This window comes from uncultured Aggregatibacter sp., assembly GCF_938046485.1.
GTDB lineage: Bacteria > Pseudomonadota > Gammaproteobacteria > Enterobacterales > Pasteurellaceae > Aggregatibacter.
Map to the genome: position 1 here is coordinate 1 of NZ_CALIWN010000050.1, position 11,988 is coordinate 11,988.

Genomic DNA, 11,988 nt, shown 5'->3' on the forward strand with positions numbered 1-11,988 from the left:
CTCGCGACCCCGACCTTGGCAAGGTCGTGCTCTACCAACTGAGCTATTCCCGCATAATTATCTAGCAACGCTAAACAACGTGGCGCATTTTACGCATTTATGAATGGGAGTCAAATGAAATTTCTAAAATTTAAATCAACTGCTTAAAAAAAACTCAATTCATGCTGTTTATGAAATAAAGGCACAATTTTTATTTTTATGACTTCTTTAGGTGATCTTTGTTAAATGACATCATCCTTAACATTTTTATGAATTTAATTCATAAAAATAATAAAATATTTAAAATTGACACATATGCGCTTTCCGTTTAACTTACGGAAGTAGTATTCTTGGCTATAAATAAGGGATTTTTATGAGTTATGCAAAAGAAATTGATAATTTAAACCAGCATTTAGCGAGTTTGGATGGCAAGATTAACGTTTCCTTTGAATTTTTTCCGCCAAAAAATGAAAAGATGGAAAATCTTCTGTGGGAATCGATTCATCGTTTAAAAGTGCTAAAACCTAAGTTTGTCTCCGTTACTTACGGTGCAAACTCCGGTGAACGGGATCGTACTCACAGTGTTGTTAAAAATATTAAACAGCAGACAGGGTTAGAGGCTGCGCCTCATTTAACCGGCATTGATGCCACACCCGATGAGTTACGCGCCATTGCCAAGGATTATTGGGATAATGGCATTCGTCGCATTGTTGCATTACGCGGCGATATCCCTCCAGGTTATAACAAGCCGCCTTTCTATGCCTCAGATTTAGTGGCATTATTACGTTCTGTTGCCGATTTTGACATTTCCGTTGCGGCATATCCAGAAGTGCATCCGGAGGCGAAATCAGCACAAGCTGACCTGATCAATTTAAAAAGAAAGATTGATGCCGGCGCAAACCATGTGATTACGCAGTTTTTCTTTGATATAGACAGTTATTTACGTTTCCGAGACCGCTGTGCTTCTATTGGTATTGATACAGAAATTGTGCCGGGCATTTTGCCGGTAACAAATTTTAAACAGTTACAAAAAATGGCGTCTGTTACAAACGTCAAAATTCCGGCTTGGATGGCAAAAATGTATGATGGCTTGGATGACGATCAAACTACGCGCAATCTCGTTGCCGCCAGCATTGCCATTGATATGGTACGTGTGTTATCTCGTGAAGGCGTGAACGATTTCCACTTCTACACATTAAACCGCAGTGAATTAACTTACGCCATTTGCCATCTTTTAGGCGTTCGGGCAAGTCTTTAAATCTCCTTAAATAAAGCGCCGCAGTTAAGTGGCGCTTTTACTTTCCACTTCTCGCAATTTAAAGGGTTTTCAGTACATTTAATAACGAATCGCCAAAAGGTTTCCGCCAACCTTGTAATAACTCTGGGAGATCCTCTTTGGTGGCGTTTAACCAATGCCATTTCATTAAATTTTCTAAGCTACGTCGGCTTGCAATTAACTCTTGCGGTAAGTTTTTAGGGGTAATTTCCGTGAGTTTCTGTTGCAAGGCTTTCAGTGCCGTTTTATAGCGCGGATCATCGGTTAACCGCTGAATCATTGGAGGATAATCCTTGGGATCGATGCGCTTAACCTGTTCAAGCAACTGTAAGAGTTTTTTACCATGAATTCGCACTTCTGATGTGCTCAACCCGAGTTCTAACAATGCTGAGGTGCTTTTCGGATTATATTTTGCCACCGCCCATAAATTTTCTGAACGCACCACGAAATTTAACGCAAGATCCCGTTTCATGGCTTCTTGCGTACGCCATTTGGCGAGAATTTTTAATCGCACTAATTCCAATGAATTGAGCTTCCAGGCATTTGGAATCGCAAAATAAGCGGTGTCAGGATCTTTCCCGGAGTGTGCGCGTTTATTGAGTAAAAATTCACATTCATTTTTGACCGCACTTTGCCACTCGGTTTGCGCCAGTTGGGCTTGCATTTGTTGATATAACGGCAACAAATACCATACATCAGCTGCTGCATAGCGCAATTGCGTATCTGATAACGGACGAGACAACCAATCTGTGCGGGAAGCGCCTTTATCAATTTCAATTTGGAAATACTGTTGCACCAATGTGGCAAATCCCGGTGAATTCGCAAAGCCTAAAAAATTGGCCATTACTTGAGTATCACACATCGGTTGGGGAAGTTGTTGGAAAGTGTGTTGAAAAACTTCCAGATCTTCCCCGCAGGCATGTAACACTTTGGTCACCCGGTCATCGGCAAGTAAGGCAATGAAAGGGGAAAAATCTTGAATCATTGTTGGGTCGATGAGTGCCACCTCATCACCAGCGTAAAGCTGAACTAAGCCAAGCTGAGGGTAAAGGGTTCGGGTGCGAACAAATTCAGTGTCTAAAGCCACCGCACTTTGCTGTCTAGCGAATGCGCAAACTTCTGCCAAGGCGCTATCTTCGGTAATGAGTTTAAAGTGCGGTGGATTTTGGCATTCTTTGGGTTGAGATATCATATGTCTATTCGATTATAAAGTCAGGGTTAAGCAATTTTAGCATGTCGAGAAAAATTCGGGCGGGCACCTTAGCGTGGAATTTATGTCAGGTCAACTTTTCTTTTTGTATAAAAGGTAGCCAATGCTGTCGTGGTGTAATCATGAGAATGCGGTATGTTATGGGCAAATCAACCACGCCATTTCTAAAATGTGATCTCGATCTAATTTTATTTTAGGCGTATAATGCGACGCAGTTTTTTTATGTGATGATGAAGACATCGCACATATTAATAAAAATTTTATAATACAAATAGTTACGGAGAATTTTAATGTCTAGAAGACTCAGAAGAACGAAAATTGTATGTACTATGGGGCCGGCAACCGACCGTGGTAACAATTTGGAAAAAATTATTGCCGCTGGGGCGAATGTCGTGCGCATGAACTTCTCGCATGGGACACCGGAAGACCATATTGCTCGTGCTGAGAAAGTACGCGAAATTGCGAAGAAATTAGGAAAAACGGTTGCGATCTTAGGTGACTTACAGGGCCCGAAAATTCGGGTATCTACCTTTAAAGACGGTAAAATTTTCTTAAATATCGGCGACAAATTTGTTTTAGATGCTGAGTTACCGAAAGGTGAGGGAACACAAGAAGTTGTTGGTTTAGACTATAAAACCTTACCTCAAGATGTCGTACCGGGCGATATTCTTTTATTAGACGATGGTCGCGTTCAATTAAAAGTGTTATCCACCGAAGGCGCAAAAGTTTTCACCGAGGTAACCGTTGGTGGACCTTTATCAAATAATAAAGGTATCAATAAATTAGGTGGTGGTTTATCAGCTGATGCACTAACTGAGAAAGATAAAGCTGATATTATCACCGCTGCCCGCATTGGGGTGGATTATTTGGCCGTTTCTTTCCCGCGTTCCGGCGAGGACTTAAATTATGCCCGTCAATTAGCGAGAGAGGCTGGCTTAAATGCAAAAATTGTTGCCAAAGTGGAACGTGCCGAAGCGGTAGCTACCGATGAAGCGATGGATGATATCATTTTAGCGTCTGATGTTATCATGGTTGCCCGCGGGGACTTAGGGGTTGAAATCGGTGATCCGGAATTAGTTGCCGTTCAGAAAAAATTGATTCGTCGTTCTCGTCAATTAAATCGTGTGGTGATTACTGCAACGCAAATGATGGAATCGATGATCAGCAATCCAATGCCAACCCGCGCAGAAGTTATGGACGTGGCAAATGCCGTATTAGACGGTACTGACGCGGTTATGCTGTCTGCGGAAACAGCTGCAGGTCAATATCCAGCGGAAACGGTGGCGTCTATGGCAAAAGTGTGCTTAGGGGCAGAAAAAATGCCGGGAGCCAGCGTGTCACACCATCGTATAAATATCGAATTTGATGATATTGAGGAAACGATTGCAATGTCAGCGATGTTCGCAGCGAATCATATGAAAGGGGTGAGTGCTATTATTGCAATGAGTAGTAGTGGTCGTACGCCATTGTTAATGTCTCGAATCAGTTCTGGTTTGCCTATTTTTGCATTATCTCGTCACCAAGAAACCTTAAATTTATGTGCGTTATATCGCGGTGTAACACCGGTGCTTTATGATGACATCAGCCGTACAATGGAAGGGGCGCAAAAAGCCATTTCCTTGTTAAAAGATAAAGGCTTCTTAATGGCAGGGGATGTAGTGTTATTAACTCAAGGGGCAGAATTTGCAGACGGCGGTTCAAATACCTGCCGTATTCTGACAGTAGAGTAATTGTTAAAGAAGGCTTAGTAAGTTTACTAAGCCTTCTGTTTTTATGAAATCGATTAAATAGGGTTAATTTTCACCGCACTTAATGTTCACTGCGCTTAATTTTTTACCGCGCTTAATTTTTTACCACACTGGGTCTTCACCGTGTTTTATACTGTTTACCGCTTTTATGCGACCCATTCTGTTCGCATATACGTCAATCGGTCAAGCCCTGTAATAAAGTGGCTTAAGTCTTGTTCCTCAGGTCGATGAATATAGGCAATCTCACCGAGTAATGGCGCGTCTATTTTTTGTTTTAATGTTTCAATAATTTCAGCATAATGACCGAGGCCGGGGTTAATTCGATTTGCAACCCATCCCAATAGTGGCAGATTCTTGCTAAGTATTGACTGCACAGTCAATAAGGCATGATTAATACAGCCTTCTTTAATTCCCACCACGACGATAGTTGGCATATTGTGTTCAGCAACCCAGTCGGCAAAACTATAGTCTTTATTAATGGGCGTCAACCAACCGAAAGCCCCTTCGACAGCAACCGAGGAATATTTTGCGGATAGCCGTGCCAAATCTGCATTAAGCTTCTCGATTTTAACTCGTTGACTTTCTTCTGTTAAAATAGGGATAGTATGCAAGAACGTGTAACTATTGACTTCTTCATAGGTAATATTTTCGCTTGTGCTATTCATCAACGTTAGAACATCAGAATTATCTTTCGTTTCATAGTCACTTTCTTCCTGCAAAGACTTCAGCGAATATATCGGTTCATCTTGCCCGAATGCAATTGGCTTGTACCCAACGACTTTAATGCCCGCTTTTTGCAAAGCTTGCATGATTGCACGTGTTACAATCGTTTTGCCAACATTCGTATCAGTTCCTGTGATAAAAAAACTACTCATCATCATCCTCTTTTCTACTTTAGTCGTGAGATTCTAGATGAAAAAGGGTGATGTTATTTTGAGATAAAACAATATTTAATAAATTTATCGATCTTTTTACATAAAATACATGAAGATATCCCGATTATTTATGCTTTCATGTCATCAAAATAAATACGGATTAATCAGGAAGGATTTTGATTCAAATGAGATGTGTCTGCCATCTGTATTGCCTTAAAAATAAAAGCATCAATAGATTTTGGTAAATTTTCTAACTTAAGGTAAACTAGTACAGTTCTAGAAAAATGGATTAAATTTGAGGTATATATGACAAAAATTGCATCAATTGTAGATGTGCTACAGGGCAAAATCGCAATTGGCGAAAAAGTGACTGTACGCGGTTGGGTACGCACCCGTCGCGATTCCAAAGCCGGCCTATCTTTCCTTGCCGTTTATGACGGTTCTTGCTTTGCCCCCATTCAAGCCATCGTAAACAATGATATCGTTAATTATGAATCTGAAGTATTGCGTTTAACTACCGGTTGTTCCGTCATTGTAACAGGGACAGTGGTTGAATCACCGGCTGAAGGTCAAGCCGTTGAGTTACAAGCAGAGAAGGTGGAAGTTACCGGCTGGGTCGAAGATCCGGAAACCTATCCAATGGCAGCAAAACGCCATTCCATTGAATATTTACGCGAAGTTGCCCACCTTCGCCCTCGAACCAATATCATTGGTGCCGTTGCACGTGTACGTCACTGCTTAGCGCAAGCCATTCATCGCTTCTTCCACGAGCAAGGTTTCTATTGGGTGGCAACGCCGTTAATCACTGCTTCCGACACGGAAGGTGCGGGTGAAATGTTCCGCGTTTCTACGTTAGATTTAGAAAACTTACCACGCACAGATAAAGGTGCGGTGGATTTTAGCCAAGATTTCTTCGGTAAAGAATCATTCTTAACCGTATCCGGTCAATTAAACGGTGAAACTTACGCTTGTGCATTAAGTAAAATCTATACGTTTGGCCCAACGTTCCGCGCTGAAAATTCCAACACAACCCGTCACTTAGCGGAATTCTGGATGATTGAACCGGAAGTGGCTTTCGCAACGCTCGCCGACAACGCAAAACTTGCCGAAGATATGTTGAAATATGTTTTCCGTGCAGTCTTAACAGAACGTCGTGATGACTTGGAATTCTTTGCTAAACATGTTGACAGCGATGTCATTAATCGCTTGGAACGTTTCATTCATTCCGATTTTGCCCAAGTAGATTACACCGATGCCATTGAGATTTTATTGAAATCCGGCAAAACCTTTGAATTCCCGGTTTCTTGGGGAATCGACCTTTCTTCCGAACATGAACGCTATTTAGCGGAAGAATATTTCAAATCGCCTGTTGTGGTGAAAAACTATCCGAAAGACATCAAAGCCTTCTATATGCGTTTAAACGATGACGGAAAAACTGTTGCAGCGATGGATGTGTTAGCACCGGGAATCGGTGAAATCATTGGTGGTTCACAACGTGAAGAACGTTTAGATGTGCTAGATAAACGGATGGAAGAAATGGGCTTAAACCCTGAAGATTATTGGTGGTACCGCGATTTACGCCGTTATGGCACCGTGCCGCATTCCGGCTTTGGTTTAGGTTTTGAACGTCTCATTGTTTATGTGACAGGGTTGCAAAACATTCGTGATGTGATTCCATTCCCACGTGCACCACGCAACGCAAACTTCTAATTCTAGCAAGAAATAAAAATCCCCTTATTCGTTACGAAAAGGGGATTTTTTATGGAGATTGGCTTAAGCAGAATTATTGTGCTTTAGCATTTCCATTAAATTTTTTCTCTAATGCAAGGCTTTGCTCTTGTAGTTTCGCCATGGCATCTTTTAATTTTTCTGCTTTTGCTAAATAAGCTTTTTGTTGTTCTTCCGTTGGCTCGCTTAAGCTCACATTCGCTTGATCAACCAATAAATCGCTTGCTAAGCTAAGCACAGTTTTTGTTTGTTCTTTGACTTCATTAATTGAAGCAGATTGAATTTTTAACGATTCTAAGCTAGCAATTGTGTTTTTTACAGAGTTATTAAAGGTGTCAATCGCTTCTTGAATCTTTTTATTGTCTTTGGCTTGTACCGCCACCATAAGATCTTGTTGGAATTTTTGTTGGGATTGGAGCTGTGTTTGCTCTTGGTTTCTGTTCCATTCAATTAACGCATTATAATCAGCCGTTTCAACTGCAGGATCTACCGCTTTATCACAAGCTGCCAAAAAAACAGCAAATAAAGCAACGGCGCCAAATTTAATTAATTTTTTCATAATCTATCCTTTATGTAATAGTGGTATATAAAGAAAACTCCAGAGACCATCTGGAGTTTTTATCAATTATGCACGTTTGAAGTCAATGTGCACAAGTTTCGGCTTAAATGGGTGACGTTGCATTGCTTGCACTTTCACAGCCACCTCTTTACCATCAATCACTAATGTGATGACGTCAGAATAGAAAGAATCATGCGCTTGCGCATTGTTTAATTCATCATGACTTAAAATGATAGATACAGGCTCTTCCTTGCCACCATAAACGATAGCCGGGATTTGACCGTTGTGACGCAGGCGGCGGCTCGCACCCTTACCTTGCGCTGTACGAACTTCAGCGTTGAATTTAAATGCCATTTTAGTGTTCTCTTTTTAAAGATTTAAACGAATAAAAATCGCAGGCGACCCAGCGATTTCACAAAACTTGCTCAAAGTCTGAACTTTGAGGTTGGCGATTATAATAAATTCGTATAGGTAATGCAAACTCAATCAAGCACTTTTTCCTAGCTATATTCAGGCAAGATGGGATAAAATAGGCAGGTTATTTTTAGTTTTAGGACGCTTTTATTCATGGAATTTCTGATTAATTTTTTTAGCAATTACGGTTATTTCGCCGTGTTATTTGTTTTGATTATCTGTGGTTTTGGCGTACCGATTCCGGAAGATATTACATTAGTTTCCGGCGGCGTTATTTCTGGTTTGGGATATGCTAATGTGCATATCATGTTGGTCGTAAGCTTGCTTGGTGTGTTGCTAGGCGATAGCACGATGTATTGGCTTGGTCGTATTTATGGTACTAAAATTCTACGTTTTAGACCTATTCGTCGCTTTTTGACTTTAGATCGTTTGCGCATGGTACGTAGTAAATTCGATCAATATGGCAATCGTGTGTTATTTGTCGCGCGATTTTTACCCGGTTTACGCGCCCCGATTTACATGGTTGCCGGAATTACCCGACGGGTGAGTTTTACGCGTTTTGTATTATTGGATTTCTGTGCTGCGATTATTTCCGTGCCAATTTGGGTTTATCTCGGTGATTTTGGTGCCAGCAATTTAGATTGGCTACACGCACAAATTAAGAAAGGCCAATCAGTGATTTATATCTTAATCGCGCTCCTTGTTGTTTATCTTGGTTGGAAATGGCATAAAAATCGTAAGAAAGCCCAACAAAGTTAAATGAGTCCTGCGAGAGGATGGAGATGTCTCCAGCAATGAGAGCGTAGAGTAGAGTCGCCGATTTTGATGACAAATCGGCGTTAACACAGCTTAAAAGTGCGGTCAGTTTTCAAAGTAATTTTTAATACGGTGATAAAAACGTAGCCGCACGTTATCCCAAAAAGAAACTTGTCTTATCCCAATAATTTCTTCCAAATCTCCCGCACAAACACCCGTTCCACACAAAATTCCGCCCTGTCCACCACAGAGGGTAAACCGAGTAAATTCAAATGGTGAATACGGTTGCGCAGATCCACATAACATTGTTTTAAACGTTCGCTGTCGGCATCGGAGATTACACCATATTCCGCCATGATTTCGAAAATCCGCACGTTATCTGACCAACGGGTGAGTGCGGGCTGTTGCGGCGAATGCGCCAACACTAAATATTGGGCGATAAATTCAATGTCCGTAATGCCGCCTTGGTCGGTTTTAATGTTGAATTGGGCGTCATCATGTTTCGCCAAATGTTCATACATTTTTTCCCGCATTTCGCCGACATCCTGTTTCAGTTGAACTAAGTCACGTGGGGCAGAAAGCACTCTGTGGCGAATGGTTTCAAATTCGTCTCGGAGTTTCTGTTCGCCGAACACCGCGCGGCTACGCACCAAGGCTTGTTTTTCCCAGGTCCAGGCTTCGTTTAGTTGATAGTTTTCAAAGGCGGAGAAAGAGCAACCAAGCAATCCCGCATCGCCTGACGGGCGTAGGCGCATATCCACGTCATATAAAATCCCTGCGCTGGTATTCATGCTGAAAATACTGACGATTTTTTGCGCCAAACGTAAATAGAATTGGTTGCTATCGATGACTTTTTTGCCGCCAACGGTTTGGCTGTTGCCGGCAGGATCGTATAAGAAGACGAGATCTAAGTCAGATTTATAGCCCAATTCTATACCACCCAATTTGCCGTAGCCCACTACGAGGAAGTTTTTCTCCCCTTCCGCCAAATGTTCGGGCACACCAAAACGCACAGCGATTTGTTGCCACGCCAAATTGACCACCGCGCCGATAATTGCCTCCGCCAAATAGGTGAGATGATCGCTCACTTTCATTACCGGCAACACGCCGAGAATATCAGCGGCGGCAATGCGGAGCAGGGCAGCGTGCTTAAACTGGCGCAAGCCGTCGATAAATTGTTCTTCGTCATCTTGCGGCAGACGCAATAAATATTGCTGTAATTCGAAAGCGTACTCGGTAAAGTGCGGTGGATTTCGCAGGGATTTTTGATCGAGCAATTCATCGAGCAAAATCGGGTGGCGCGCCACTTGTTCCGCAATAAATTTTGATTGGGCACACAGTTCGATAAGCTGCGTCAAGGCTTGCGGATTCTCTGCCAACAGTTCGAGGTAAGTGGTACGCGTGAGAATTTTTTCAATAATCGTCAAAATCCGCGGCAGTAAAACAGGGCTGTTGGGCGTGTGTAAAACTTGTTCCAGCAGGTTTGGCATTAAGCGATTGAGCACTGCCCGCCCGCGCACACCAATAGCATAACGGGGCAGCTCGTTGCGAAATTGCAACAGGCGATCCAACACCTCATCTTGTTCCGTCTCCGGCACACCGTTTTGTTGCAAAATGCCGAGCAATTCCTGTTCGTCAAAATCCGTTTCGAGGAAATCTTCCCACGCATTTTCCGATGTATTTTCTTCTTGCTCATCGCCAATTAATGACTGAAAAACCGACCGCACTTTGCGCTGATGTTCTTGTAACACAGCGAGAAAACTCGCCCAATCGTGAATCGGGTAGGTGACGGAAACACTTTCTTGTTGCGCATCCCATTGGGTAAATTCCGCGCAGGCGAAGATTAAACGTTGACGATCCCATTCGTTATCGGGCAGTTGTTGGGTTTGTTGATCTTTGATGGCTTGCAGCACATTTTCCGCGCGACGTAGAAATAAATAGGCGTGGCGCAAATCGGATTCCTGTTCGATGGAAATCAAATTCAGCCTGCTCAGTTCCGGCAATAAATTCAGCAATTCGTGCTGCTGCAAGGCAATTTCCCGCCCACCGCGAATTAACTGGAAAACCTGCACGATAAACTCAATTTCACGAATGCCGCCCGCGCCCAATTTTATGTTATCGGTGAGGTTGCGGCGGCGTACTTCCCGTTCGATTTTTTGTTTCATCTCACGCAACGCCTGAATCACGCTGAAATCAATGTAGCGACGATATACAAACGGGCGCAATAAATTCTGTAGAACGGCAACATTGGGATCCGTTGATTGTGCACCTAAAATGCGACCTTTGATCATGGCGTAACGTTCCCAATCGCGCCCTTGATCCTGATAATACTGCTCCATGGCGTTAAAACTGAGTGCCAGCGCGCCACTGTCGCCAAAGGGACGTAAACGCATATCCGTACGGTACACAAAGCCATCGGCGGTGTATTGATCCAACGCGTTAATCAAGCGTTGCCCCAAACGAGTGAAAAACTTCGCATTATCCACACTGCGGCGTGCCCCCACGGTTTCTCCTTGGCTTGGATAAGTAAAAATCAAATCAATGTCGGAAGAAAAATTCAGCTCAAAGCCACCAAGTTTGCCCATGCCGAGAATATATAGCTGCTGCGCGTTGCCCTGCGCATCCATCGGCGTGCCCATTTCTTCACAAGCCCGTGCATAAAGCCAATCGCGCGCACCAATAATCAGACTTTCCGCCAGTTGCGATAAACGAATAAAAACCTGTTCCACCGTGGCGAAATTGAGACTTTGGCAAACACTCAGCTTCACCATTTCACGGGAGCGAAACAGACGTAATTCCCGATAAAGTTGCTCTTCCGTTTGCACATGCTGTAACACCTCATCCAACCGCTCGGCGTACTGGTCACAGTCCTCAAACTGCGGTAGTTTTTCCCAACATTTTGCTAAAAACGCAGGCTGTTTCTGCCACGCCTCCGCCACAAAATCGGACATCGCCACCGCCACCGCGATTTGCCCGATATTCGTTGCGGGATCTTCTCTTTGTTGTTCGATTTGTTCAAACAAGGTGGAATCAAATTTTTCCGGAAAAGAGTGAATTAAAACCTCGGCGAGAGAATGGAGTTTATCGGTAAATTGAGCAACAAAAGACATGGTGAATCCTTATGAAAAATGGTGCGTAAACTTTAGCATGAAATGGGGAAAATTTCAGGGGAGAAAAGTGTGATTGCTATCTCAGAATGAGAGAAAGGTGTTAGATGATATGCAATATTTTTGATACGCTCTAACCACGAATAAGTGTGATGTTATGTTTCTAAAAAATCTAAATTAATTCTTAAAGAAACCACACTTTATTTATTAAATAAAAATAATACTGTATTAAACCTTAGGAAACTGCCATGTCCCAATCTGTTACCCGCTACGCCCATTCCGCCCAAGACGAACTCGGCAATCTCTTGCCTTACGAACATTGGCAAACCTTGCAAA

9 protein-coding genes are annotated in these 11,988 nt (G+C 42.7%); 4 read left to right on the forward strand and 5 right to left on the reverse strand.

Translation table 11 applies throughout. The annotated features are described in order from the left end of the window. Window positions 1–352 precede the first annotated feature (352 nt). Entirely contained in the window at window positions 353–1,237 is an 885-nt protein-coding gene (gene metF / locus Q0203_RS06635; RefSeq protein WP_209362499.1) for a methylenetetrahydrofolate reductase, read from the forward strand. Between the two features lie 58 nt (window positions 1,238–1,295). Here metF and rnd read toward each other — a convergent pair whose 3' ends face one another. Next, on the reverse strand, window positions 1,296–2,447 hold the full coding sequence (gene rnd / locus Q0203_RS06640) for a ribonuclease D (RefSeq protein WP_297930637.1): 1,152 nt from the start codon (window positions 2,445–2,447) through the stop codon (window positions 1,296–1,298). A gap of 308 nt (window positions 2,448–2,755) precedes the next feature. Here rnd and pyk point away from each other — a divergent pair, with 308 nt between their 5' ends. Then, window positions 2,756–4,195: a pyruvate kinase gene (pyk, locus tag Q0203_RS06645; protein WP_297930640.1), complete on the forward strand. Its 1,440-nt coding sequence runs from the start codon at window positions 2,756–2,758 to the stop codon at window positions 4,193–4,195. 164 nt (window positions 4,196–4,359) lie between these two features. Here pyk and bioD read toward each other — a convergent pair whose 3' ends face one another. After that, complete coding sequence (bioD, locus tag Q0203_RS06650; RefSeq protein WP_297930647.1) at window positions 4,360–5,088, reverse strand: dethiobiotin synthase; 729 nt, start codon at window positions 5,086–5,088, stop codon at window positions 4,360–4,362. A 306-nt stretch (window positions 5,089–5,394) separates the two neighbouring features. On the opposite strand from bioD, the gene asnS reads away from it, so the two are divergent. Further along, window positions 5,395–6,798, forward strand: coding sequence for an asparagine--tRNA ligase (gene asnS, locus Q0203_RS06655; RefSeq protein ID WP_109858820.1), 1,404 nt, complete (start codon window positions 5,395–5,397; stop codon window positions 6,796–6,798). A gap of 73 nt (window positions 6,799–6,871) precedes the next feature. Here the strand turns inward: asnS and Q0203_RS06660 are convergent, their stop codons facing one another. Together Q0203_RS06660 and rplY are read right to left on the reverse strand one after the other, a co-directional pair. Further along, window positions 6,872–7,375: a hypothetical protein gene (locus Q0203_RS06660; protein WP_021615268.1), complete on the reverse strand. Its 504-nt coding sequence runs from the start codon at window positions 7,373–7,375 to the stop codon at window positions 6,872–6,874. A 66-nt stretch (window positions 7,376–7,441) separates the two neighbouring features. Beyond that, entirely contained in the window at window positions 7,442–7,729 is a 288-nt protein-coding gene (gene rplY, locus Q0203_RS06665) for a 50S ribosomal protein L25 (protein WP_021615269.1), read from the reverse strand. A gap of 213 nt (window positions 7,730–7,942) precedes the next feature. Between rplY and Q0203_RS06670 the strand changes: the two genes are divergently transcribed. Then, the gene (locus Q0203_RS06670) at window positions 7,943–8,548 is read left to right on the forward strand and encodes a DedA family protein (protein WP_297930643.1); all 606 of its coding nucleotides are present in this window, start codon (window positions 7,943–7,945) and stop codon (window positions 8,546–8,548) included. 173 nt (window positions 8,549–8,721) lie between these two features. On the opposite strand, the gene glnE is transcribed toward Q0203_RS06670, so the two are convergent. Then, window positions 8,722–11,655, reverse strand: coding sequence for a bifunctional [glutamate--ammonia ligase]-adenylyl-L-tyrosine phosphorylase/[glutamate--ammonia-ligase] adenylyltransferase (gene glnE / locus Q0203_RS06675; RefSeq protein WP_297930645.1), 2,934 nt, complete (start codon window positions 11,653–11,655; stop codon window positions 8,722–8,724). Between the last annotated feature and the right edge of the window lie 333 nt (window positions 11,656–11,988).

Bases quoted from the DNA above. Each gene is read 5' to 3' on its own strand.
- Q0203_RS06660 (WP_021615268.1), bottom strand. From the start codon at position 7,375: ATGAAAAAATTAATTAAATTTGGCGCCGTTGCTTTATTTGCTGTTTTT.
- asnS (WP_109858820.1), top strand. From the start codon at position 5,395: ATGACAAAAATTGCATCAATTGTAGATGTGCTACAGGGCAAAATCGCA.
- glnE (WP_297930645.1), bottom strand. From the start codon at position 11,655: ATGTCTTTTGTTGCTCAATTTACCGATAAACTCCATTCTCTCGCCGAG.
- rnd (WP_297930637.1), bottom strand. From the start codon at position 2,447: ATGATATCTCAACCCAAAGAATGCCAAAATCCACCGCACTTTAAACTC.
- bioD (WP_297930647.1), bottom strand. From the start codon at position 5,088: ATGAGTAGTTTTTTTATCACAGGAACTGATACGAATGTTGGCAAAACG.
- rplY (WP_021615269.1), bottom strand. From the start codon at position 7,729: ATGGCATTTAAATTCAACGCTGAAGTTCGTACAGCGCAAGGTAAGGGT.
- Q0203_RS06670 (WP_297930643.1), top strand. From the start codon at position 7,943: ATGGAATTTCTGATTAATTTTTTTAGCAATTACGGTTATTTCGCCGTG.
- metF (WP_209362499.1), top strand. From the start codon at position 353: ATGAGTTATGCAAAAGAAATTGATAATTTAAACCAGCATTTAGCGAGT.
- pyk (WP_297930640.1), top strand. From the start codon at position 2,756: ATGTCTAGAAGACTCAGAAGAACGAAAATTGTATGTACTATGGGGCCG.